Below are 24366 nucleotides of genomic sequence, written 5' to 3' on the forward strand. Positions count from 1 at the left end.
ACCCTATCGCCCGTTACGGTTAAGCCAGGACACGGCAACTTCACGCGCCTGCCTGTCTGCCGCCAATACATCTTCGAGGCAATCGGTTGGAACCGATGCCTCACGATTCAATACGTCGTCGATGATACTCGCGATCTCGGTGAAGCGGATGCGCCGATTGAGAAACGCATCGACCGCAACTTCGTTCGCGGCGTTCAGCATCGCCGGTGCCGTGCCGCCGCTCTGCGCAGCGAGCCGGGCAAGCTGCAGGCAAGGGAAACGCAGGTCATCAGGGGCCTGAAAATCCAATCGCCCGATTTGCAGCAGATCCAGCGCTGAAACACCGGAGTCGATGCGCTCCGGCCACGCCAGCGCATGGGCGATCGGCGTGCGCATGTCAGGATTGCCTAGCTGAGCGAGCACTGAACCATCTACATAATCCACCATGGAGTGGATAACACTCTGCGGATGAATTACCACCTCCACCTGATGCGGCCGCGCATCGAACAACCAACAGGCCTCGATCAGCTCAAGCCCCTTGTTCATCATGCTCGCCGAGTCCACGGAAATCTTGCGGCCCATAGACCAGTTTGGGTGCGCACAGGCCTGCTCAGGCGTGACATCCGCTAGCAACTCGGGCGCCAGGTCACGAAATGGGCCGCCGGAGGCAGTGAGCAGCACTCGGCGCACGCCGACCGCCCCCAGCCCCTGCGAATAGTTGGCGGGCAGACACTGAAAAATCGCGTTATGCTCGCTGTCGATGGGTAGCAGCACTGCCGCGCTGTCACGCAGGGCCTGCATGAACAGGGCGCCTGACATGACCAACGCTTCCTTGTTCGCCAGTAGCACACGCTTGTCAGACCGCACTGCAGCAAGCGTGGGCTTCAGCCCGGCCGCGCCGACGATGGCCGCCATCACCACATCAACCTCAGGGTGAGCCGCCACTTCACTGAGCCCACCCTCGCCACTCAGTACCCGAGTGGTCAGGCCGTCACGCTGCAGCTGGTCCTGCAGCATTATCGATTGCGCCTCATCACTGACAACGGCGTAGCGCGGACGGTGCTGGACACAAAGTGCGCGCAGCTCGGCAATCCGACTAAAGCCAGTCAAGGCGAAAACACGATAGCGATCCGGATGACGGGAAACGACATCAAGAGTGCTCAAACCAATCGAGCCGGTCGCTCCCAACACCGTTATCTGCAAGGGTCGGGTCACAACGCGCCCCAACCGGCAAGCCACAACAGCACTGCAAAGACAGGAATGGCCGCGGTCAGGCTATCAATGCGATCCATGACGCCACCGTGCCCAGGCAGCAACTGGCTGCTGTCTTTAATGCCAGAACTGCGCTTGAACATGCTTTCGGTCAGATCGCCGATCACCGAGATCAAAACCACGACAGCCGCCCCCAACAGCGCAAGAATCAGCTCTCGAGCCGACCAGCCGCGATAGATACCCACAGCCAAGGTGATCGCCAAACTGGTAAGAAGGCCACCGACTAGCCCTTCCCAGCTCTTGCCTGGGCTTACCTGTGGCGCGAGCTTGCGCTTACCAAAGGTCTTGCCCGAGAAGTACGCGCCGATATCCGCAGCCCAGACCAGAATCATCACTGCCAGGATCAACCAATTACCCAACTCCCACTGCTTGAGCATGATCAGTGCTTGCCACGAAGGAAGCAGGATCAGCAAGCCGATCACCAGACTGCCAACCGAACCACCCCAGAGCCGACTGCTCTGGGGATACGTCAATACAAGGTAGGTTGCAGCGAGCCACCAGAGCACAGCAAGCGCCAATAGCCACGGCGCCAAGACCGGCAGCTGATAGAGCACGCCCAGCAGCACCACGACCAGCACGGCGTAACCAACTCGCACCGGCTGACTGGCAAAACCGGCCAATCGCGCCCACTCCCACGCACCGAGCGATACGACCAGCCCGATAAAAATTGCGAAGGCAAGCCCGTGAAGGAGGAAGAAACCAATGATCGCGACAGGTAAGAGGATTGCTGCGGTGATGATTCTCTGCTTCAGCATTCGGCCTTTACCTCGCTTTCGACCTGCTCGCCAGTCTTGCCGAACCGCCGCTGCCTCGTCGCGAAGTCCGCTAGCGCCTTGCGCATGGCGACGTGCTTGAAATCCGGCCAGTACAGGTCAGAGAAATATAGTTCTGCGTAGGCAAGCTGCCAGAGCAGAAAATTGCTAATACGCCGCTCACCGCCGGTGCGGATGCACAGGTCCGGCAACGGCATGTCGCCGGTCGCCAGATAGCTCTGGAACAGGGCGGGCGTAATCTCGGCAGGATTGAGACGCCCCGCCTGGGCTTCAGATGCCAGATGCTGGGCCGCCTGAAGAATGTCCCACTGGCCGCCGTAATTCGCCGCAACCTGGAGTACGAAGCGATGATTGGTAGCGGTCATCTCCTCGACGTCCAGCATCGCTGCCTGCAATTCGGGATGAAAACGTGAGCGGTCGCCAATGATACGCAACCGAATACCGTTTTCGTCGAGCTTGCGCGCCTCGCGCCGTAGCGCGGAGAGAAACAGCTCCATCAGCGCTCCGACCTCATCGGCGGGACGCTGCCAGTTCTCGCTGGAGAACGCAAAGAGCGTCAACACCTCGACACCGGAATCGGCGCAGACCTCAATCACGGCACGAACCGCGTCGACCCCGGCCTTGTGCCCGGCCACGCCGGGCAGCAATCGCCTCTTCGCCCAGCGGTTGTTGCCATCCATGATGATCGCCACGTGACGGGGTACGTTCCGCCCGGCGAACTGCCTGACCTTTTCCATGAACAACTCTACTTGCGCTAAAACACGCTGCGAACCAAAAGAAAAAGCTGCAAGCAACAGCTCGATGGCATCTCGTGCGGCCGCGCCAAGGGACAGCCTTCACCGATCCAAGGGCGCGACCACCACGATCTGATGCCGCCTTATACGGCCATCAGGTCGCCTTCTTTGGCTTCGAGAGCCTTGTCGATCTCGGCAACGTGCTTGTCGGTAAGCTTCTGGACATCATCCTGGCCACGACGCTCCTCGTCCTCGCTGATTTCCTTTTCCTTGACCAGATCCTTCAGCTGCGCAATGGCGTCGCGACGAATGTTACGAACCGCGACACGGGCATTCTCGGCCTCAGCACGAGCCTGCTTGGTGTAGCCCTTGCGGGTCTCCTCGGTCAAAGCCGGCATTGGCACACGAATGGTGGTACCCGCGGTGGCTGGATTCAACCCGAGATCCGAAGTCATGATCGCCTTCTCTACCGCCTGGATCATGCCCTTGTCGAAGACGGTCAGAGCCAGCGTGCGGGAGTCTTCGGCAATCACGTTGGCCACCTGACGCAGCGGCGTATCAACACCGTAGTACGAGACCATCACGCTATCGAGAATGCTGGGATGGGCACGGCCAGTACGAATCTTGGCGAAGGCATGGTCCAGAGATTCCAGAGTTTTCTTCATGCGCTCCTGCGCGTCTTGCTTGATCTCGTTGATCATTCGTTCGATTCCTCGATCAGTGTTCCTTCGGCGCCGCCCAGCACGATATTGAGCAGGGCGCCGGGCTTGTTCATGTTGAAAACCCGCAGCGGCATATTGTGATCGCGGCACAGGCAAATGGCTGTCAGATCCATCACACCAAGCTTGCGATCGAGCACTTCGTCGTAGGTCAGCTCGGCGAACTTCTCAGCGTTGGGGTCCTTGAACGGATCCGCGGTATAGACGCCGTCGACCTTGGTGGCCTTGAGCACGACATCGGCCTGAATCTCGATTGCTCGCAGGCAGGCAGCGGAGTCGGTGGTAAAGAACGGGTTGCCGGTACCCGCCGAGAAGATGACTACTTCACCGGTCTTGAGATGGCGCATCGCCTTGCGGCGATCGTAGTGATCCGTGACACCCACCATGGAGATCGCCGACATCACCAGTGCCGGGATATTCGAGCGCTCAAGCGCATCGCGCATCGCCAGCGAGTTCATCACCGTGGCCAGCATGCCCATATGGTCGCCGGTCACCCGATCCATACCCGCCGCCGAAAGCGCAGCACCACGGAACAGGTTGCCACCACCGATAACCAGCCCGACTTCGACGCCGATGCCAACCAGTTGGCCGACTTCCAGAGCCATACGGTCGAGAACCTTGGGATCGATGCCGAAATCTTCGGAGCCCATCAGGGCTTCGCCGCTTAATTTGAGCAGAATGCGTTTATAGCGAGGATTGCGTGCACTCATCTGCTGAGCCATTGGCGTGTTATCTCCTGCGGCGTACTGTGACTGGAGCCTGAGCGAATCAGACTAAAAATATCTGCGCTATGACAGCGCAAGCACGGCTTTGTGCCGGGCGATGACTATATCGTGACAAAAAAAACAATTCCGCTGCCCAATTCGACAAAGAGGCCGCACGCGTGAGCGGGCAGCCTCTTGTCAAAACCATCGAAATGGAATTACTTCTTGGTCGCAGCTACCTGAGCGGCAACTTCAGCAGCAAAGTCGACCTCGGCCTTCTCGATACCCTCGCCCACTTCGTAACGAACGAAGGATAGGATCTCAGCACCGGCTTTCTTGGCCAGCTCGCCAACCTTGACTTCAGGGTTCTTGACGAACGCCTGCTCAACCAGGCTAGCCTCGGCGAGGAACTTGTTGATGCGGCCTTTTACCATGTTCTCAACAATGTTCTCCGGCTTGCCGGCGATCTTGTCAGCGTTGAGCTGCAGGAAAATTTCCTTTTCCTTGGCGATCAGCTCTTCGGAAACATCGGTCGGGCTCAGAACGGCCGGATTGCTGGCTGCCACGTGCATGGCGATATCCTTGGCCAGCTCGGCATCACCACCCTTGAGGGTGACCAGGACGCCAATGCGATGACCGTGCAGATATGCACCGACAACCTCGCCTTCCACAGCGGTCAGGCGACGGATGTTCACGTTCTCGCCGCACTTGGCGACCAACGCCTCGCGAGCGGATTCGCGAGAAGCGACCAGCGGAGCGACGTCATTCAGCTTCTGCTCGAAAGCTTCGTCCAGGCTTTCCTTGACGAATGCTTTGAAATCGTCCTGCAGGGCAAGGAAGTCGGTCTGCGAGTTAACTTCGATAATCAGACCACGACCACCTTCGACGCGAACAGCGATCGATCCTTCGGCAGCGATGTTGCCCGACTTCTTGGCGGCCTTGATGGCGCCGGAAGCACGCATATCGTCGATGGCCTTCTCGATGTCGCCTTCAGCGGCAACCAGAGCCTTCTTGCACTCCATCATGCCCTGACCGGTGCGCTCGCGCAGTTCTTTGACCAAGGCTGCAGTGATTTCTGCCATGTTGGGAATCCTCTCGATTTGGTTTCTAAACCACTCGCCCAAGACTCGGGCGATCAATTCGCAAGAGACAAAAAGGGGGCCTAGCCCCCTTTTTGTTCATCGGGTATCACGCTGCAGTGCGCCGGACTCAGCCCTGAGCCGCGTCGGCAGCGACTTCTTCGACGAACTCGTCAGCGCCACCGGCACCATTCTGGCGACCGCGCAGAACAGCATCAGCCATGGAGCCGAGGTAGAGTTGCACGGCACGGATGGCGTCATCATTACCAGGAATGATGTAGTCGACACCTTCCGGGCTGCTGTTGGTATCGACAATGCCGATAACCGGGATACCCAGCTTGTTGGCTTCGGAGATGGCGATGCGCTCGTGATCGACGTCGACTACGAACATGGCGTCCGGCAGGCCGCCCATATCCTTGATACCACCCAGGCTGCGATCAAGCTTTTCCAGATCGCGGGTGCGCATCAGGGCTTCTTTCTTGGTCAGCTTGTCGAAAGTGCCGTCCTGGGACTGCACTTCCAGCTCACGCAGACGCTTGATGGAAGCGCGGATGGTCTTGTAGTTGGTCAGCATGCCGCCCAACCAGCGATGATCGACGTACGGCGAGCCGCAACGAGCAGCTTCTTCGCGAACGATCTTGCCAGCGGAACGCTTGGTGCCGACGAACAGAATCTTGTTCTTGCCTGCAGCCAGCTTTTCAACGAAACGCAGCGCGTCGTTGAACATCGGCAGGGTTTTTTCCAGGTTGATGATGTGGATCTTGTTGCGCGCGCCGAAAATGTACTTATCCATTTTCGGGTTCCAGTAACGGGTCTGGTGGCCGAAGTGCACACCGGCCTTCAGCATATCGCGCATAGTGACTTGAGACATGTTAAGTCCTCGAATAAGTCGGGTTAGGCCTCCACGCGTCCCGATATCCAACTCTTGCGAGCACCCAGGATACCGTGTCGACACGTGTGTGGGGTTAGGCGCAACGGGTCTCCCCGCTGAGCGGCGCGTTTTATAGCATAACGAGGATCGAGAGGCTACTGATTTGAGCACCCACTGCGACTCGCTCCGGCCCTGACCTGTAGGCAGTAGGTGCTTTGGTTTATCATCGGCGCTTTCCGTTCTTGCCTTCGCCTGTGGGCGTATTAAAGAGGTTTGCATGACAGTTACCATCAAGACGCCCGAAGATATCGAAAAGATGCGCATCGCCGGGCGCCTCGCCGCCGAGGTACTCGAGATGATCGGCGAGCACGTCAAACCGGGCGTCACCACCGAGGAGCTCAACAGCCTCTGCCACGACCATATTGTCAATGTTCAGCAGGCCATTCCCGCACCACTGAATTACAAGGGCTTCCCCAAGTCCATCTGTACCTCGATCAATCACGTCGTCTGCCACGGCATCCCCAACGACAAGCCACTGAAGGATGGAGATATCCTCAACATCGACATCACCGTGATCAAGGACGGTTATCACGGTGACACGAGCAAAATGTTCATGGTGGGTAAAGCGCCGGAGTGGGCCGAGCGACTCTGCCAGGTCACCCAGGAATGCCTATATAAAGGCATAGAGCTGGTTCGCCCCGGAACACGCCTCGGGGATATCGGTGAAGTGATCCAGAAGCACGCAGAAAAAAATGGTTTTTCCGTCGTGCGTGAATACTGCGGCCACGGCATCGGCAAGGTCTTCCACGAAGAGCCGCAAGTTCTGCATTACGGACGCGCCGGCACCGGCCTGGAGCTCAAGGAAGGCATGACCTTTACCATCGAACCGATGATCAACCAAGGCCGCTCGGAAACTCGCCTGCTGGGTGACGGCTGGACTGCAATAACCAAGGACCGCAAGCTTTCTGCCCAGTGGGAGCACACCATTCTGGTTACCGCAGATGGTTACGAGATATTCACGCTGCGTAGCGACGACACCATCGCCCGCACTTCTGCCTGAGATTCCCCAGCCGCAGTACCATGGGAGGACGTTCGCATGCCCCAGGTTGATCCGGAGCTGTTTGATCGCAGCCAGTTTCAAGCGGAGCTGGCACTCAAGGCCAGCCCCATCGCCGCATACAAGAAGGCCATACGCCAGGCGCGGCAGGTGCTGGACGAGCGTTTCAAAAGTGGCCGCAATATTCGGCAACTGATCCAGGACAGAGCTTGGTTCGTCGATCAGATACTGCGCTCGGCCTGGGATCGCTTCGACTGGGACAAAGGTGCCGATATTGCCCTAGTTGCGGTAGGCGGCTATGGCCGGGGTGAATTGCACCCCTACTCCGACATCGATCTTCTGATCCTGCTCGATGACAACGACCAGGAAATCTTCCGCAACGCCATCGAAGGCTTTCTCACCCTGCTCTGGGATATCGGACTGGAAGTCGGCCAGGCGGTGCGGTCGGTGGCGGAATGCGCCGAAGAAGCGCGCGCCGATCTGACGGTCATTACCAACCTCATGGAAAGCAGGACCATTGCCGGTCCTGAACGACTACGCCAAGCCATGTTGCGGGTCACCAGCGCGCAGGAAATGTGGCCTAGCAAAGAGTTTTTCCTGGCTAAGCGCAACGAACAGCGCGCTAGGCACGCCAAGTACAACAACACCGAGTACAACCTGGAGCCTAACGTGAAGGGCTCTCCTGGGGGACTGCGCGACATCCAGACCATTCTGTGGATTGCACGGCGGGAGTTCGGCACGCTGAACCTGCAAGCGATGGTCGATCAGGGTTTCCTCACCGAAGGGGAACACAGCCTGCTGACAGCTTCGCAGGAGTTCATCTGGAAGGTGCGCTATGGCCTGCATATGCTCGCCGGTCGCGCTGAGGACCGCCTGCTGTTCGACCATCAACGAAGTCTGGCTGCAATGCTGGGCTACGAAGACAACGACGCCAAACTGGCCATCGAACGCTTCATGCAGAAATACTACCGGGTGGTCATGAGCATTGCCGAACTCAGCGACCTCGTCGGCCAGCATTTCGCTGAAGTCATCCTGTGGGAAGGCGAATCTGGGCCTACTGTGCCGCTCAACAGCCGATTCCAGGTACGTGACGGCTATCTGGAGGTCACCAGCCCGGCGATATTCAAGCGCACTCCGTTCGCCATCCTGGAAACCTTCGTACTGCTTGCCCAGCACCCCGACATCCAGGGTGTGCGATCCGACACGATCCGCCTGCTACGCGACCATCGCTATCTGATCGACGACGCCTTCCGCCAGGACCTGCGCAACACCAGCCTGTTTATCGAGCTGTTCAAGTGCAAGGAAGGCATCCACCGCAACCTGCGGCGAATGAACCGCTACGGCATCCTCGGTCGCTATCTTCCTGAGTTCGGCCATATCGTGGGCCAGATGCAGCATGACCTCTTTCATATATATACGGTCGATGCGCACACCCTGAACGTCATCAAATACTTGCGCAAACTGACCAAACCGGGTGTTGCCGAGAAGTACCCGCTGGCCAGCAAGCTGGTGGAAAAGCTGCCCAAGCCCGAGCTGATTTACATCGCCGGGCTCTACCACGACATCGCCAAAGGGCGTGGTGGCGACCATTCAGAGCTGGGCGCGGTCGATGCCGAGCAATTCTGTAGCCGACACAAGTTGCCGGCCTGGGACACTCGACTGGTGGTCTGGCTTGTGGAAAACCATTTGGTCATGTCCACCACAGCCCAGCGCAAGGATTTATCCGACCCACAAGTGATAAACGATTTCGCCCAACTGGTTGGCGACGAAACTCATCTGGACTACCTCTACGTACTCACGGTCGCAGACATCAACGCCACCAACCCGACACTGTGGAATTCCTGGCGCGCGAGCCTGTTGCGGCAGCTATACACCGAAACCAAGCGGGCGTTGAAACGCGGACTGGAAAACCCCCTGGGACGCGAGGAGCAGATCCGCCAGACCCAACGCGCCGCGCTCGATGATCTGGTCCGCCACGGCACCGATCCGGACGACGCCGAGCAGCTCTGGGCGCAACTGGGCGACGACTATTTTCTGCGGCATACCGCGACCGATGTCGCCTGGCATACCGACGCGATCATCGAGCATCCGGCCAATGGCGGACCGCTGGTACTGATCAAGGAAACCACGCAGCGGGAGTTCGAGGGCGGTACCCAGATATTCATCTACGCACCAGACCAGCACGATTTCTTTGCGGTAACGGTGGCCGCCATGGATCAGCTGAATCTAAACATTCATGACGCGCGCATTCTTACATCCAGCAGCCAGTTCACCTTGGACACCTACATCGTGCTGGACGTCGATGGTAGCCCTATCGGCAATAACCCCGAACGTATAGAGGAAATTCGCAGAGGCCTAATTACTGCACTGCGCAATCCGGACGACTACTTGAATATCATCCAGCGCCGTGTGCCTCGGCAGCTCAAACACTTTGCGTTCCCGCCACAGGTCACGATTCACAACGATACCCAGCGACCACAAACCATTCTGGAGATCATTGCACCGGATCGGCCTGGGCTACTGGCCCGCGTAGGTCAGCTTTTTCTGGACTTCGACCTATCGGTACAGAACGCGAAGATCGCGACGCTCGGCGAGCGAGTAGAAGACGTCTTCTTCGTGACCGATGCTCACAACCAGCCGCTCTCCGATCCGCAATTCTGCCTGCGCCTGCAACAGGCGCTGGTCAAGGAACTGCAACAGGAGAATGAGCAGCTGCCCTCACCGAGCAGCATCCTCATCTGACGCCTGGTCCTGCCCGTTGCGCGCCAACGCAGCGGGCAGGGGCTCAATCCCAGGGCTTGCCCTGGGTCTGCTCGACAGCTGGCAGCTTTTGTTGCATGGCGGCCTTGGCGAGTATGTGCGCACTGACCGGCGCCGTGAGGAAGAGGAATAGCGTGATCAGCAGCTCGTGCAGGCTCAGACCGCCGTTTCGGGTACTGAAGAAGATCATCGAAGCAATGACGATGCCGCCTACACCGAGCGTCGTCGCCTTGGTCGGGCCGTGCAGACGCGTGTAGAAATCCGGCAGCCGGTAGAGTCCGATCGCTCCAATCAGGGCGAACAGACTACCGATGATCAGGAACACGCTTACAAGCACTTCAATCCAAAATGGCATGTTAGCCCCTCAATCGATGATGTCACCATGCAGAAGGTGCTTGCCCACTGCCACGGTACTGACGAAGCCCATAACGGCAATCAGCAATGCAGCCTCGAAAAACAAATCCGAGGCGAGCCATATGCCGAACAACACGATGAGGGCGAGCGCATTGATGTACAGCGTATCGAGCGCGAGCACTCGATCAGGCATGTCCGGCCCCTGGACCAGGCGCACGACGTTCAACACAGCCGCCACCCCGAGCACGGCCATGCAGAGCGGAATCACGTAGGCGAGCATTCGAAGATCTCCAACAGCGGCGCTTCATAATTACGTTTGACGTCAGCGATCAGCGCATCAACATCTGGCGCATCCAGCGCATGCACCATCAGCATTCGGCGATCCTGACTCAGGCAGGCTGACACCGTGCCAGGCGTCAGCGAGATGATGCTTGTGAGAGTCGCCAGGGCGAACTCGTTCTCGATCGCCATGGGCACCTCGATGAATGCTGGCCGCAGGCTCTTCTTAGGCCCAAGCACCAGCTTGGCGACCTGCATATTGGCCACGACGATGTCATAGATCACTTTGAGCGTGAACAGGCAGAGCTTAAGCGGCTTACGTATGCGCGGTACCTCGATGAGGAAGCCGCGAACAAGAAGCGGAATGCCCCAGCCAAGGAAAAGCCCGAGCAGAACCTGTCCGAAACTGAGCGTGTTATGAAGCAACAGCCAAAGCAGCGCCAGGAACACTGTCAGCGCAGGACTCGGTAACCAACGCGCCCTCATGCCGCACCTCCGTGAATAATCTGCAGATAGGGTGCGATATCCAGCAACTGCGCAGCAGTAGCCTGCATGAATGCCTGCAAAGGACCGGCGGCAGCCACCAGCACGACACTCCCGAGCAGCAGGCCGACCGTCGCGAGGACACGAATCGGGTCGGCTGTCTGCCCTGTCGCTTCCGAAGCGGAACGCCAGAACACCAGGCTGCCAGCGCGGCTCAGCGCAATCAGCATGCCTAATCCACCTACTAATACTACAGCCCACAGCGCTATCGCCTCAGGACCCAGCTCGATGGCACGCAACAGCATTACCTTGCCGAGAAAACCGGAGAACGGGGGTAAGCCGGCAACTGAAATTGCCCCAACAAAGAACAGCGTTCCGAGCAGCAGCGGCTGCCGCAACGCGGGTGCGGAAATCAGGTCGGTACCGAGATCGCCACGCTGACGAGCAATCAGATCTGCCAGCAGGAAAAGCCCCCCCGCAACCAACGTGCTATGCACTAGGTAATACAGCGCCGCGGCAAGTCCTACTTCGGTGCCTAGCGCTATGCCAGCCAGCAGCGTACCCACTGATACCACGACCAGATAGGCCAGCAGCACCTGCAGGTTACGCGCAGCCAGCGCACCCAGCACAGCGGCGCCCAGGGTCAGCAAAGCCAGTGGCCAGAGCCAGAACTCGACCATGTTGCTTAGCTCTCCCGCTTCACTGCCAAATACCAGCGTAAATACCCGGACGATTGCATATAGCCCGACCTTGGTCATGATGGCGAACAGCGCGGCAACCGGTGCCGTGGCCGATGCGTAGGCCCGGGGCAGCCAGAAGTAGAGTGGCAGAATCGCCCCCTTAAGAGCGAAGACAACCAGCAGCAGGTAACCAGCGGCAGCGAGCAGCGGCGCGTCAGCCGGGTCGGCAGCACTCACCCGAGCAGCCATATCAGCAATGTTCAACGTGCCCAATAGGCCGTAGAGCATGCTGACACCGATCAGGAATAACGATGAGCCGAGCAGGTTCAACACGACGTAGTGCATACCCGAACGCACCCTTCTCTGCCCATGTCCATGCAGCAGCAGGGCGTATGAGGAGATCAGCAGGATCTCGAAGAAAACGAACAGGTTGAACAGATCGCCGGTAAGAAAAGCGCCGTTGATGCCAAGCAACTGAAACTGATACAGCGCGTGGAAGTTAGGGCCACGCTCGTCATCGCCTCGACAGGCGTACAGCGCCGCGAAACCTGCCAGGACGGCCGTCACTAGGAGCATCAGTGCACTCAACCGATCGAGCATGAGGATAATGCCGAAAGGTGGCTGCCAACTGCCCAAAGCATAGATACGCAGCTGGCCATCATTGGCGAGCAGCAATAGCCAGATCGCAATAGGAACCAGTGCCCAGGTAGCCGCTAACGAAAGTATGCGCTTGGTGGGTTTGCCCATACGGTGCCCAAGCAACAACAGCGCACCCACGAACAAGGGCACCAAAAGTGGGAGGATCAACGCATGGTTCATTCGCGCGGCTCCTGCCCATCGACATGGTCGGTGCGCAACTCACCAATGCTGCGCAGCGCCAATACCACCACAAACGCCGTCATGGCGAAGCCGATGACAATCGCGGTCAGCACCAGAGCTTGGGGCAGCGGATCTCCATACTCGGCACTCTTGCCAATTACCGCCGGCGCACCCGTAGCCAGTCGTCCCATGGAAAAGATAAACAAGTTGACCGCATAGGAGATCAGCGTGAGGCCCATCACCACCGGAAAAATCCGAGCGCGCAACAGTAGATAGACGCCGCTCGCCGTCATGATCCCGAGCGTAATTGCAAACACCGCCTCCATTACAGCACCTCCATGTTGGAATCGTCCTGCCGGACCTGGCCTATATTGGAAAGGATCAGCAATGTCGCCCCTACCACCACCAGATAAACCCCCAGATCGAACAGCATTGCAGTGGCCAACTCGAACTCACCAATGAGCGGCAAATGGAAATGGTCGAATGCGGACGTCAGGAACGAGTGACCGAACAGCAAACTACCCAGCCCGGTCGCGCCCGCAATAAGCAGGCCGGCACCGCACAATGAGTGATAGCTGAGAGGCTGCCGCGCCTGTGCCCAGCTAACGCCGTGAGCGATGTATTGCAGAATCAGCGCAACGGCGGTAATGAGGCCAGCGATGAAGCCACCGCCTGGCAGGTTGTGCCCACGAAGGAAAATGAATGCAGATATCAGCAACGCCATCGGCAGCAATGCGCGCGCTAGCGCATCCAACACCATCGGATGCTTGTCTACGGACCAGAGCCGGCCACCAGGGTCGCGAATCGGGTGAGGCAGTCGCAGGCCGTTGAGCAGGCCGTAGATGCCTACGCCAGCAATGGCCAGCACCGCGATTTCACCCAGAGTGTCGAAGCCGCGGAAGTCCACCAGGATCACGTTCACGACGTTAGTGCCACCACCGCCGGAGACACTGTTCTCAAGGAAGTACGTTGCAATGCTGTCATACGGGCGAGTAAGTACCGTATAGGCGAGCAGAGCAACCATGGTGCCGCACCCTCCTGCGAGCAGGAAATCGCGGAACCCCCGCAAACTACTCGACTCGGCCGGCGTTCGGTCCGGCATGAAGAACAGCGCAAGGATCAGCAGAATGATCGTCACGACCTCTACCGATAGCTGTGTCAGCGCGAGATCAGGAGCCGAATAGCGAGCAAATGCCAGTGCGACCATTAGCCCGACTACGCTAAGCACGATGAGCGCCACCAGACGCCGACGATGGAACAGCACGGTAAGCAGCGACGTGAGCGCGAGAATCACCATACCAGCAACAGTGATGCCATCCAGCGGCGTCAACGCAACCGGGCCGTGCAGCGTTTCCAGCGGCGTCAGCGCAAAGACCACCAGCACTAGCGTGCTGATGAGCATCAACGCGATGTAGCGTTGCAGCGAGCCGTTCTCCAGCAGGCCGGTAATGAACCGCGCGCCAAGGGTAAGGCCACCCATGATCCGCTCGAATACCTCCAGCGAGTCGACCGAAGGCAAGCCCTCGTACCAGCGGAACGCCCATTTGCGCATCGAGTAAATCAGGATGCCACCGACCAGCGCGACCAAACTCATGGCCAATGGCAGATTGAACCCATGCCAGATGGCCAGACTGTACTCAGGCACGTTGCCATTCAGCGTTCCTGATACCGCCGCAGCAAGCAACGGGCCTACGGTAAGCGCTGGCAGCATGCCCACAAGCAGGCACAGCAACACGAGGATCTCCACCGGGATCTTCATGTAGCGCGCCGGCTCGTGCGGTGGGTACTTCGGTAGATCGATCGGTTCGCCGTTGAAGAACACGTCATGGACGAAGCGGAGCGAATAAGCCACCGAAAACGCGCCGGCCAGCGTCGCCGCTGCGGGAATCGTCCAGTAGAAACTGCCAAGCAGATGCTGGTCGAGCGTCTCGGCGAAGAACATCTCCTTGCTCAGGAAACCGTTGAGCAGGGGCACACCAGCCATTGCCAAGGACGCCACCATGGCCAGCGCCGCGGTGTGCGGCATGTACTTCCACATGCCATTTATCCGTCGCATATCGCGGGTGCCGGTCTCGTGGTCGATGATCCCGGCGGCCATAAATAGCGAGGCTTTGAAGGTCGCGTGATTGATGATGTGGAAGATTGCCGCCACGGCCGCCAGACGCGAGTCCAGCCCGAACAGCAGGGTGATCAAACCCAGGTGACTGATCGTTGAATAGGCAAGCAGACCCTTGAGGTCGTGTTGGAACAACGCCATCACGGCGCCCAGCAGCAACGTGGTCAAGCCAGTGATGCTGACCAGATAGAACCACCACTCCGAATCCGCCAACGCCGGATAAAGACGGGCGAGTAGGAATACCCCGGCCTTGACCATCGTTGCCGAATGCAGGAAAGCCGACACAGGCGTCGGCGCAGCCATCGCTTGTGGCAACCAGAAGTGGAACGGAAACTGCGCAGACTTGGTGAACACGCCAAGCAGCACGAGAATCAGGGTCAACGGGTATAGGGCGTTTGCACGAATCAGATCGCCTGACGCAAGCACCGTAGTGAGTTCGAAGCTGCCGACGATATGCCCGATCAGCAAGATTCCGGCGAGCAGCGCCAGACCGCCGCCACCGGTAATGGCCAGCGCCATGCGCGCACCTTGGCGGGCATCGGCTCGGTGATTCCAATAACCGATTAGCAGGAACGACGACAGACTCGTCAGCTCCCAGAACATGAGCATGAGCAGCAGGTTTTCGGATAGCACTACGCCGAGCATGGCGCCCATGAACAACAGGAAAAAACCGAAGAAGCGCCCCATCGGGTCTTTCTTCGACAGGTAATAGCGCGCGTAGAGAATGACCAACAGGCCAATACCGAGTATCAACAGAGCGAACAGGAAACCCAATCCATCGAGCCGCAGGCTGATATTCAGCCCCAGTTCCGGCAACCAACTGTAATGAATGATCTCTGTCTCGCCGGCGAACACTTCGGCTCGCTTGGAGAGCAGCAGTACCAGCGCCGTCAGTGGCGCCACACCGGCGCCAAATGCGCAGGCCGAACGACCGAAGCGCTCGAGCAACAAAGGCAGGAATATGCCCAGAAATGGCAAAGCGATGATCAGCGCGAGCGCCATGAACGAGACCCCTTAAGCCACCTGTTCGGAGGCATTCTTATCCTTGCAGGCACAGCAACTGCCTGAAACAGCACAAAAATGTGCGGCCCGATTATCCATATGGATGATGCCGGCGTCATGAATTCATGTATTTCAAAAACAAAAAAGGCGCTGCCTCCGCTCCCTTTAGGAACGGATAGCAGCGCCTTGACTTCAGTGCGCGATAGCTGGGGCGATGATCAAGGCGCCACGCGACTGGTGCCACTAACCGTCATGATACGAACCCTCTGCCCGACCCGGAAGACTTGGTTAGGCTCGACCGCCTGCACATAAGCGCGCATGTTCCCATCATCCTCACGCACCGTGATTTCGACGCCCTGAGTGCGGGTAATCCCCTCCTCGGCCGCTGCACCCAGCATACCACCGGCTACTGCACCGATAACTGCGGCAACCGCACTGCCGCGTCCTCCGCCGACACCACTGCCGGCCACACCACCAACGACCGCACCTGCCCCGGTCCCGATCGGGGTCTTGGTTCCCTCGATCTTAACGGGGCGAAGTGACTCGATGGTGCCGTAACGCACGGTCTGAACGGCGCGCGCTTCATCTCTGGAGTAGGTATCTCCAGTCAGACTCGAGGCGCAGCCGCCCATGGTCAGCGCCAAGGCAGTAAATGATGCGACAAATATGGACTTACGCATTGGAATTCTCCTGGAGACAACTGTTTCATTCCGGTGGATGGTGCTGGCCCCTCGCGACGAAATAGCGCTTGGCAACTTCGCTGTCCTGACTCAGCATTTACCATCTCCGAAGCATACATATGCGAGTCGAACCTGGCGTCCCGGGTTCCTTCTAGCGAGGCTAACCATGGATTACTTCATCATAGTCGTCACCACAGTGGCAGGTCTTGCTTTTCACGCCTGGCTGATCATCCGCATCCGCCGCTGGGGCGATCGGGATCTGGCTTTGTCCATTGCCGGCAGCGACCCAGATAGGCGCAGCTGGATGTTACAACGTCTCACTGAAGCGAAAACGCAGAGAATAAAGCGCCGAGACCTGCAGGACTGGCTGGAACAACAGGCTCAGCGCTACCCGGGCGCTTGATAGGAAGATCCGCGATGGGGTGGACTGAAAATCCTAGCTGGCCCTGGACATCGGACCACTCAAACGGACATTTTCCGCGCCGCTGTTCCCGGCTGGTGGTTACAGGAGATTGCCGAGTTACATCGGCCGCATTAGCGACACTGGGGCGCCGGGGGACGATACCTCAAACGAGGCGCGCCAGCCCCGGCCACAGATGGACTGATTCAGGGTGCCAGCCGCTCTCGCTGCCAGCTGTTTGCGACCAGGCGATAATCGAGCCGATCATGCAGACGGCTTGCTCGACCCTGCCAGAACTCGATCCGCTCCGGAAGCAGGCGATAGCCTCCCCAGTGCGATGGACAATGAGGGGCCTTATCGAGGAAGCGTTGCTCGGTTTCCGCAAGTAAACGCTCCAACTCTGCCCTATCGCGGATCACCTGGCTTTGTGGCGATGCCCAGGCGCCAAGCCGGCTCCCCAACGGGCGCACCTGAAAATAGGCATCCGATTCATCCTCAGTAACCCTCTCCACACGCCCCTCGATGCGCACTTGCCGCTCAAGGGTAGGCCAGAAAAATGTCATGGCCGCGTAGGGTGTCACTTCAAGTTGCTCACCCTTGGCACTGTCGTAATTGGTGAAAAAGGTAAAGCCACGCTCATCCAGCGCTTTGAGCAGAAGGATCCGACAATGGGGACGACCCTCAGCGTCAACCGTCGCCAGGGACATCGCATTGGGCTCTACGGGTGCCTGTTCTGTTTTCGTTGCCTCAGTGAACCATTGATGGAACAGACCGAACGGCTCAGCAGGCGCATTGGCCTCACTGAGGCCATCACGGGTGTAATCACGGCGCATATCGGCCAGGGTCTGGATCATCGCGTGGCTCCTCGTCATGAAATAAGCAGGCTTCAGCGTACCAGGCAGTTCGTAGCCGGGCGACGAGCTGCGGACCTAGCAGGCCTGCGGAGGCAAAGCGTATCTGCGTTAACGCACATTACGCTTGATTCAAGGCAACCATGCTCAACGAAAACAGGCCCGCATGCGGGCCTGTCTCTATGGCGCTTGGCAGAACTACTTCGCGACTTCGGCTTGCGCCACCTGAGTTGCGCGGGGCGCAGGCTGCTCATACTGGGCGATCAGCGCCAACATCGTCGTCTGAGGTGCAAGGACCATTTCGACACGGCGATTGAGCGCCCGACCTTCCTTGCTGTCATTGGCTGCACGCGGCATGTCAGAACCCAGACCACGAATGCGCAGACGGTCATGCTTGAGACCGCTCAGACGGAAAATAGCTGCAACCGCGCCGGCACGCTCGCGGCTGATGGTGCGATTGATGTCATCAGAACCCGTACTGTCGGCATGCCCGAGCACCACCACTGCAGTTTTGTCGTCCTTTTCAACCAACTTCGCCACTCGGGTGATCGGCCCCAAGGTCACTGGCAGCAACATGCCAGGACGATCCGGGTTGAAAGAAGAATCTACCGGGGCCGTCACGATAAGCACACTGTCGCGCCGCTCCACCTCGAAACGACTGCCCACGAGTGCGTCCCGCAGTTGGGGCTCGTACTCATCGAGCCAAGCGTAATCCACCTTCACCGCAGCAGGGGCCGCGGCCTCGCTCGGTTTTTCGCTCTTCGAGCTACAGCCGGCAACGACAATCATGCAGAGAATCAGGGAGGCGCTCTTCAGCAGGTTCATGAGCAGGGTTCCGTCAACCAGAAGCGTTCTAGGAGGGGGCGACCAATCGAGGTGAGGCCACTATTGAGTTCGAGTTGAAATTGTGGACGCAAGTCTTTCTTTTGAAAAGCCTGTCGGGCCAGAAGTGACGAGTGGTTCAACGCAGACATCCTGCGACGCAACTGGCCAATGTCTGAGCGCGCGGATCCATCAACACGTAGGGACCCAGGGTATTGGTCACGAAACCGAATGCCAGCTCTCGATCCGGATCAGCAAAACCGATGCTCCCACCTGCACCGGGATGGCCGAACGCCCGTGCGCCCATACCAAAGGTGGCGTTGGTCACGCCCGGTTGATCCAGCCAGCATCCCAATCCGAAACGAGTGGAGGCCAACAACGTACGATCCTCACCAACACTTTGCTCACGCGTCATTTCGCCCATCAGCGCCTGATCTAGCAGCTTGCCTTGCAACAGGCCGGTATAGAAACCCGCCAGTGAGCGGGCATTGCCATGGCCGTTGGCAGCCGGCTGCGCCATGCGCCGCCATTCGGGCTTATTGCCGCTGCTCATTATGGACGGCGGATTGTTGAATGCCCTGGCACTGACGGAGTCCGGCTCGCTCATCAGCGCTTTGAACAGACGCTGCGCCGCTGCATCACCAAAGTCATTCTTGGTCCGAGTGAGATATGCGACGCGGTGGGCCTCGCTATCGTCCAGACCGATATGAAAGTCGAGCCCGAGCGGCGCTGCCGTGCGCCGCACGATCGACTCTCCAGGGCCGCAGCCATCGAGGCGCCGCAGTAGCTCCCCGACCAACCAGCCGTAGGTCATCGCGGCATAGCCTTGATCTGTCCCAGGCTCCCACCAGGGCTGCTCGGCCGCGAGCGCAGCGGTCATGCTCGCCCAGTCATACAGCGCCTCCGCATCCAATGGCTGACGTATCGCGGGCAACCCGGCGCGATGGCAGAGCAAATGTCGCAGGGTGATTGCCCCTTTGCCATTGACAGCAAACTCCGGCCATATCCGTGCAATGGGCTCGTCCAGCTCCAACAACCCTTGCTGAATCAGTTGAAGTGCCGCTACCGCGGTAAACGTCTTGGTACAGGAGAACAGATTGACCAACGTGTCGCTTTGCCACACCTGTTCGCCTTGATTGTCCGCAACTCCCGCCCAGAGATCGACTACGGTCTCGCCGCCGATTTGCACGCACAGTGCCGCACCGCGCTGTTGAGTTCCATCGAACAGCGTACTGAACGCGTCGCGGACGGCCTCGAAGCGAAGATCGAAATACCCCTGAATCTGCACGCTGTTACCTCTCGAATCCAATGCTGGCCATTCTCGCAATCGGCGCCAGCCAAAAACACTGTTCCGCGATGCGGTGATGAATGCTGATAGCACACGATGATGCCAAGCCCAATCAACCGATCTCACGCCGAAACGGCGGTAGCGCGTTAAGAATCGCCTTGCCATAGCGCTGGGTCACTACCCGACGATCAAGCAATGTGATGGTGCCTCGATCTTCTTCGGTGCGCAGCAACCGTCCGCAAGCCTGCACCAACCGAAGCGAAGCATCTGGGACAGAGATTTCCATGAAAGGGTTGCCGCCGCGTGCCTCGATCCATTCCGCCAACGCAGCTTCGACCGGATCGTCGGGAACGGCAAATGGAATCTTGGCGATCACCACATGCTCGCAGTACGCACCCGGCAGGTCGACGCCCTCGGCGAAGCTGGCCAACCCGAACAGTACGCTGGACTCACCATCATCAACCCTCGCCTTGTGCTTGTTCAGGGTTTCCTGCTTGGAGAGATTGCCCTGAATGAGCACTCTGCGCCGCCAGTCACGCTCGAGTCCGTCGAATACGTCCTGCATCTGTTTGCGTGATGAAAACAACACCAGCGTTCCCCGCGAACCCTCGACCAGGGCCGGCAACTCCCGGATGATGGCCGCCGTATGTGCGGCGGCATCGCGCGGATCAGCCTTCAAATCCGGAACCCTGAGCACACCGGCATCAGCATGGTGAAACGGGCTCGGTACCACGGCGGTGACCGCAGCCTTGGGCAAGCCGGCGCGCATCCGGTAACGGTCGAAGCTGTTCAGTGCAGTAAGCGTCGCCGAGGTTACCAGCGCCCCGAAAGCAACGTTCCAAAGGTTGCGCCGCAGTGTTTCCGCCGCAAGGATAGGGCTGGCATTGACCTCGATATCGAACAGCGCGCCACCCTCTGCCAACGTCAGCCAACGTGCCATTGGTGGACTGTCTTCCGGATCCTCAACAGTAAACGCGGTCCACAAGTCCCAGTTGCCCTGCGAGCGAGTCAGCAGATTACCAAACAGTGGGTACCACTCTTCAGCCTGATGGCTGGCGATCCCGCCGCCAGTTTCCCCATCCATCGCTTCCTTGAGCAGCTCGGCGATACGGCTGAACAGGTCGGTCAGCTTGGAAAAGCCCCTCTTCAGCTCGGTGCCCAACTCGATCAGGTGCTCGGGCACCACACCGCCCACGAAGCGATGGCGCGGCCGCTCACGACCCTCCATGTCTTCGCCTGCTTTGAAGTCAGCCAACTGCTCGCAAGCGCTGAACATGAATTGCTGCTGGGTACGCAGATCGCGTGCGAGCTCGGGAATGCCTTCGACCAGGCGGCCGAGCTCGCCAGGTAATGGGTGCTGGGCAAGCAGCTTGGTCAGGTTCTTTTCGACCTGCCCGAGCCAGTCCGCCGTGGAACGCAGCCGCGTGAAATGCGCGAAATGCCCGATGGCCTTGTCCGGCAGATGATGGCCTTCGTCGAAAACGTAAATCGTGTCACGCGGATCGGGCAGTACGGCTCCCCCGCCGAGCGCAAGGTCGGCCAGCACCATGTCATGGTTGGTGACGATAACGTCGACCTTGGTCATGCCCTCACGCGCCTTATAGAATGCGCACTGCTGAAAATTGGGGCAGTGCCGGCCGGTGCACTGACTATGATCGGTGGTCAGCTGGGACCAGTCGGTGTCTCCCAATTCCTCTGGCCAGCTGTCGCGATCACCATCCCAGCGATTACCAGCCAACTTCTCGATCATGCTGGTGAACAGCTTCTGGCTGCGTTCATCGACCTCGATGCGAAAACCTTCTTCCTCGAACAACTGTGCGGTGGCGCTTTGCGCCTGGCCTTCCTGCAACAACAGGTCCAGCTTGGACAAACACAGGTAACGCCCGCGCCCTTTGGCCAGGGCGAAACTGAAGTTCAGCCCACTGTTGCGCATCAGGTCCGGCAAGTCCTTGTAGACGATCTGCTCCTGCAAGGCGACGGTCGCCGTGGCGATGACCAGCCGCTTGTCGGCAGCCTTGGCCGTAGGTATTGCGGCAAGGCTATAGGCAACGGTCTTGCCGGTCCCTGTTCCGGCCTCGACCGCAACCACGGCTGGCTCACTATCGCGGCGCCCTTCATCGTCGGTCTTGATAGTGCCCAACACCTTCGCCACCTCGGCAATCATCAGGCGCTGGCCATAACGAGCCTTGAGCCCCTTGGCTTCGAGAAAACGAGTGTAGGCGCCCTGAATCTGGGACTTGAGTTCGGTGCTAAGCATGGGCGCGGAGCTGTATATATTTTCAGTATTTCAATGGGGCGGCTATGATAGCGCGCGTTCGCTCAACCGCCACCGGAGATTTGCCCATGACGCCATTCGCCTTGCTTTACGCGCTGCACGTACTCGCCGCGACAGTATGGGTGGGGGGTATGTTCTTCGCCTGGATGGTGTTACGCCCAGCCGCGGTAGCGGTACTGCCACCACCGGAGCGTCTGAAGCTCTGGGCAGATGTGTTCGGCCGCTTTTTCGTCTGGGTCTGGGTCGCAGTATTGGTGCTGCCACTGAGCGGGATCGGCATGTGGCATATGAGGTTCGGCCCGCTGGAAAGCGCACCTCGCTACGTCCACATCATGACTGGCCTGTATTTGGTGATGCTTGCGCTATTCCTGCGCATTCAGCTGCTGCAACTGCCCGCGCTCAAGCGCGCAATCGCAGCCGAGCAATGGCCGGATGGCGGTGCAGTGCTAGGGCAAATCCGCCGCTTAGTGGGAATCAACCTGATACTGGGCCTGGCGGTGATCGCGCTGGCGAGCGCTCGGCCAATATTCTGACTGCGAAGGAATGAAACAGCCGGGCACAAGGCCCGGCTGGAGTGCTACCTGCCGTTGCTCAGGGGCGAGCTTCGACTTCAGCCTCTACACGACGGTTGATAGCGCGGCCTTCTTCTGTGGCGTTATCGGCCACCGGACGCGACTCGCCATAGCCAACCGCATTCACACGACCGCCCTCGACACCGTACTGGTCGACCAGCACATTGCGGACTGCGTTAGCGCGACGCTCGGATAGACGCTGGTTATAAGCATCGGTGCCCACCGAGTCAGTGTGACCTTCGAGCACTGTGGTGGTTTGGCCGTATTCCTTCATGAAGTCAGCCAGGTTCTGGATGTCACCGTAGCTGTCCTGCTTGACTACGTCGCGGTCAAAGTCGAATTTAACATCCAGCTCGACGCGTACCGGCTCAGCAGCAGGCTCGGGTTCCGATTGAGACTGAGGCATAGGCTCGACGGTCTCAACCATCGCAACGGTTTCCTCCTCCGTCCCATTGGCCCAACAATAAGCGGCAGCCACACCACCGCCAATCAGCGCGCCCCAGCCAGCATAGGAGCTGCTTTCGATGGCGCCAAGCGCGGCACCAGTGACGCCGCCCACCGCCGCACATGTCGGCCAGTCCTGCTTCTGCACGCCTGCACAACCTGCCAGGAACGTGGTCATGACAATAACGGGTACTGCTGTCCGTAAGGTACTCATCGATCAAAACCTCCAGTGTGAAATTCAGCCAAAGCGCCACGCATGGGAATCGGGACCGCTCCGGTTACTCTCAGACTAGGCCGACAAACGGCACCGCGCTAGTCTTCCCCTTTGAAACGAGGATTCTCGATTGACTGAAAACCCTGTACCGCACACGCCACAGCAAGCGCTAGCGGCGATGCTTGATCACTATGCCCCGCGCCACATTCTGCACGTGGGGCGCAGTGACCAACCTGCTCTGGCTGCATACGCCGAAACTCATCCGGAGTATCAGCTCGATCGCGCAGAAACAGCGCCGCTGCCGGAAAAGCTAGCTTTGCAGCGCTACGATTTAGCCCTGTTCGTTGACTGCCTCGAGCACCTACCCAAACGCAACGGCCTGGAACTGCTTGGCAGCGTTCGAAATCTGAATGCCAGCCGCATGGCGGTACTCGTAGATCTCGACGCAAGCGGATGGAAGACCACCGACTTTTACGCCTTGGCGTTGCAAGTCAGCGAGCGCTTTCAGCGCGACGGACAGACCTTGACGCTCTTCACTTACGACCTGCTCCAATACAAGCAGGTTCCGGACTGGCTGAATGCCAGGTTCTGGGCGAACCCCGAAATGTTTGGCAAGTACTGGTGGTGACATGAGCGAACAACAACCACTCGACCTCAATTGCCCCTGCGGCAGTGGCAATGCGCTCGGTCAATGCTGCGGTCGGTATCATGCGGGCACGCCCGCTCCCAGCGCCGAGCTGCTGATGCGCTCGCGCTACTGCGCGTATGTCCTGGGTCTAGTCGATTATCTGCAGGCAACCACACTGCCATCGCAACAGGCGGCACTGGACGTGGAAGGGATGCGTCGCTGGAGCCTGGAAAGCACCTGGCTAGGACTGGAAGTGAACGAAAGCGCGGTACTTGGCGGCAAGCCTGAACATGCTCTGGTGACGTTCACCGCCCGTTGGCACGACCAGACAGGCGAGCACGCACACCAGGAGCGCTCCGCCTTCGTTCAATGTGAGGGCCGTTGGTATTTCATCGACCCGACAGTACCGCTCAAAGCCGGACGTAACGATCCCTGCCCATGCGGAAGCGGTTCGAAATTCAAGAAATGCTGCGCTGCGTACGTCTGACGCGCGCGACGCTGCACTGAGATA

Annotated in this window: 24 protein-coding genes and 1 pseudogene; 6 read left to right on the top strand and 19 right to left on the bottom strand. The window is 58.9% G+C overall.

Annotation, left to right across the window (positions count from 1 at the left end; translation table 11 throughout):
- Positions 1–3 precede the first annotated feature (3 nt).
- The 7 genes from ispC to rpsB all read right to left on the bottom strand — a co-directional run bounded on the left by ispC (position 4) and on the right by rpsB (position 6131).
- Entirely contained in the window at positions 4–1194 is a 1191-nt protein-coding gene (ispC, locus tag AAEZ08_RS09440) for a 1-deoxy-D-xylulose-5-phosphate reductoisomerase (RefSeq protein ID WP_500124147.1), read from the bottom strand.
- Positions 1191–2006 carry a cytidylyltransferase family protein gene (locus tag AAEZ08_RS09445; protein ID WP_500124148.1) on the bottom strand — a complete coding sequence of 272 codons (816 nt, stop codon included), beginning with the start codon at positions 2004–2006 and terminating at the stop codon, positions 1191–1193. Before AAEZ08_RS09445 ends, ispC begins: the two co-directional genes overlap by 4 nt.
- Positions 2000–2761, bottom strand: a complete 762-nt coding sequence (gene uppS, locus AAEZ08_RS09450) for a polyprenyl diphosphate synthase (RefSeq protein WP_003285761.1) — start codon at positions 2759–2761, stop codon at positions 2000–2002. The genes AAEZ08_RS09445 and uppS overlap by 7 nt, the downstream gene beginning before the upstream one ends.
- 140 nt (positions 2762–2901) lie before the next feature.
- Positions 2902–3459, bottom strand: coding sequence for a ribosome recycling factor (gene frr, locus AAEZ08_RS09455; protein ID WP_003285760.1), 558 nt, complete (start codon positions 3457–3459; stop codon positions 2902–2904).
- Positions 3456–4199, bottom strand: a complete 744-nt coding sequence (gene pyrH / locus AAEZ08_RS09460; RefSeq protein ID WP_003285758.1) for a UMP kinase — start codon at positions 4197–4199, stop codon at positions 3456–3458. Before pyrH ends, frr begins: the two co-directional genes overlap by 4 nt.
- 200 nt (positions 4200–4399) lie before the next feature.
- A complete protein-coding gene (gene tsf / locus AAEZ08_RS09465; protein ID WP_500124149.1) occupies positions 4400–5263 on the bottom strand; it encodes a translation elongation factor Ts in 864 nt (287 codons plus the stop codon).
- Between the two features lie 127 nt (positions 5264–5390).
- Positions 5391–6131: a 30S ribosomal protein S2 gene (gene rpsB / locus AAEZ08_RS09470; RefSeq protein WP_500124150.1), complete on the bottom strand. Its 741-nt coding sequence runs from the start codon at positions 6129–6131 to the stop codon at positions 5391–5393.
- 277 nt (positions 6132–6408) lie between these two features.
- Between rpsB and map the strand changes: the two genes are divergently transcribed.
- Both map and AAEZ08_RS09480 read left to right on the top strand, forming a co-directional pair.
- Positions 6409–7191, top strand: coding sequence for a type I methionyl aminopeptidase (gene map / locus AAEZ08_RS09475; protein ID WP_003285755.1), 783 nt, complete (start codon positions 6409–6411; stop codon positions 7189–7191).
- A gap of 36 nt (positions 7192–7227) precedes the next feature.
- On the top strand, positions 7228–9930 hold the full coding sequence (locus AAEZ08_RS09480) for a [protein-PII] uridylyltransferase (RefSeq protein WP_427702357.1): 2703 nt from the start codon (positions 7228–7230) through the stop codon (positions 9928–9930).
- Positions 9931–9973: 43 nt separating this feature from the next.
- Here the strand turns inward: AAEZ08_RS09480 and AAEZ08_RS09485 are convergent, their stop codons facing one another.
- From AAEZ08_RS09485 to AAEZ08_RS09515, 7 genes are all read right to left on the bottom strand, one after another.
- Positions 9974–10303: a Na+/H+ antiporter subunit G gene (locus AAEZ08_RS09485; protein WP_003285752.1), complete on the bottom strand. Its 330-nt coding sequence runs from the start codon at positions 10301–10303 to the stop codon at positions 9974–9976.
- A gap of 9 nt (positions 10304–10312) precedes the next feature.
- Positions 10313–10582, bottom strand: coding sequence for a K+/H+ antiporter subunit F (locus tag AAEZ08_RS09490; RefSeq protein ID WP_003285751.1), 270 nt, complete (start codon positions 10580–10582; stop codon positions 10313–10315).
- A complete protein-coding gene (locus tag AAEZ08_RS09495; protein WP_500124151.1) occupies positions 10567–11067 on the bottom strand; it encodes a Na+/H+ antiporter subunit E in 501 nt (166 codons plus the stop codon). The genes AAEZ08_RS09490 and AAEZ08_RS09495 overlap by 16 nt, the downstream gene beginning before the upstream one ends.
- Positions 11064–12563 (bottom strand): monovalent cation/H+ antiporter subunit D, encoded by a 1500-nt coding sequence (locus AAEZ08_RS09500; protein WP_427702359.1) that lies wholly within the window; start codon positions 12561–12563, stop codon positions 11064–11066. Before AAEZ08_RS09500 ends, AAEZ08_RS09495 begins: the two co-directional genes overlap by 4 nt.
- A complete protein-coding gene (locus AAEZ08_RS09505; RefSeq protein ID WP_003285747.1) occupies positions 12560–12889 on the bottom strand; it encodes a Na+/H+ antiporter subunit C in 330 nt (109 codons plus the stop codon). The genes AAEZ08_RS09500 and AAEZ08_RS09505 overlap by 4 nt, the downstream gene beginning before the upstream one ends.
- A complete protein-coding gene (locus AAEZ08_RS09510; RefSeq protein WP_482693539.1) occupies positions 12889–15681 on the bottom strand; it encodes a monovalent cation/H+ antiporter subunit A in 2793 nt (930 codons plus the stop codon). Before AAEZ08_RS09510 ends, AAEZ08_RS09505 begins: the two co-directional genes overlap by 1 nt.
- A 218-nt stretch (positions 15682–15899) precedes the next feature.
- Positions 15900–16361 (bottom strand): outer membrane lipoprotein, encoded by a 462-nt coding sequence (locus AAEZ08_RS09515; RefSeq protein ID WP_058065714.1) that lies wholly within the window; start codon positions 16359–16361, stop codon positions 15900–15902.
- A 166-nt stretch (positions 16362–16527) separates the two neighbouring features.
- Here AAEZ08_RS09515 and AAEZ08_RS09520 point away from each other — a divergent pair, with 166 nt between their 5' ends.
- A complete protein-coding gene (locus AAEZ08_RS09520) occupies positions 16528–16764 on the top strand; it encodes a hypothetical protein (RefSeq protein ID WP_003285743.1) in 237 nt (78 codons plus the stop codon).
- 203 nt (positions 16765–16967) lie between these two features.
- Here AAEZ08_RS09520 and pdxH read toward each other — a convergent pair whose 3' ends face one another.
- The 4 genes from pdxH to dinG form a co-directional block, all read right to left on the bottom strand.
- Complete coding sequence (gene pdxH / locus AAEZ08_RS09525; protein ID WP_500124152.1) at positions 16968–17615, bottom strand: pyridoxamine 5'-phosphate oxidase; 648 nt, start codon at positions 17613–17615, stop codon at positions 16968–16970.
- Positions 17616–17810: 195 nt separating this feature from the next.
- Positions 17811–18437, bottom strand: coding sequence for an OmpA family protein (locus tag AAEZ08_RS09530; protein WP_003285740.1), 627 nt, complete (start codon positions 18435–18437; stop codon positions 17811–17813).
- A gap of 136 nt (positions 18438–18573) precedes the next feature.
- Positions 18574–19722, bottom strand: a complete 1149-nt coding sequence (locus AAEZ08_RS09535) for a serine hydrolase domain-containing protein (RefSeq protein WP_482693547.1) — start codon at positions 19720–19722, stop codon at positions 18574–18576.
- A gap of 112 nt (positions 19723–19834) precedes the next feature.
- Complete coding sequence (dinG, locus tag AAEZ08_RS09540; protein WP_500124153.1) at positions 19835–21979, bottom strand: ATP-dependent DNA helicase DinG; 2145 nt, start codon at positions 21977–21979, stop codon at positions 19835–19837.
- 86 nt (positions 21980–22065) lie between these two features.
- Here dinG and AAEZ08_RS09545 point away from each other — a divergent pair, with 86 nt between their 5' ends.
- Complete coding sequence (locus tag AAEZ08_RS09545) at positions 22066–22530, top strand: CopD family protein (RefSeq protein WP_427702361.1); 465 nt, start codon at positions 22066–22068, stop codon at positions 22528–22530.
- A gap of 58 nt (positions 22531–22588) precedes the next feature.
- Here AAEZ08_RS09545 and AAEZ08_RS09550 read toward each other — a convergent pair.
- Positions 22589–22942, bottom strand: a pseudogene (locus AAEZ08_RS09550) (OmpA family protein); the annotation flags it as partial.
- Positions 22943–23357: 415 nt separating this feature from the next.
- On the opposite strand from AAEZ08_RS09550, the gene AAEZ08_RS09555 reads away from it, so the two are divergent.
- Both AAEZ08_RS09555 and AAEZ08_RS09560 read left to right on the top strand, forming a co-directional pair.
- Positions 23358–23855, top strand: coding sequence for a DUF6231 family protein (locus tag AAEZ08_RS09555; RefSeq protein ID WP_500124154.1), 498 nt, complete (start codon positions 23358–23360; stop codon positions 23853–23855).
- A gap of 1 nt (position 23856) precedes the next feature.
- Positions 23857–24342 carry a YchJ family protein gene (locus AAEZ08_RS09560; RefSeq protein ID WP_102820461.1) on the top strand — a complete coding sequence of 162 codons (486 nt, stop codon included), beginning with the start codon at positions 23857–23859 and terminating at the stop codon, positions 24340–24342.
- The last annotated feature ends 24 nt before the right edge of the window (positions 24343–24366 follow it).

The organism is Pseudomonas sp. E45-MNA-CIBAN-0222, assembly GCF_040310405.1.
GTDB lineage: Bacteria > Pseudomonadota > Gammaproteobacteria > Pseudomonadales > Pseudomonadaceae > Stutzerimonas > Stutzerimonas stutzeri_AC.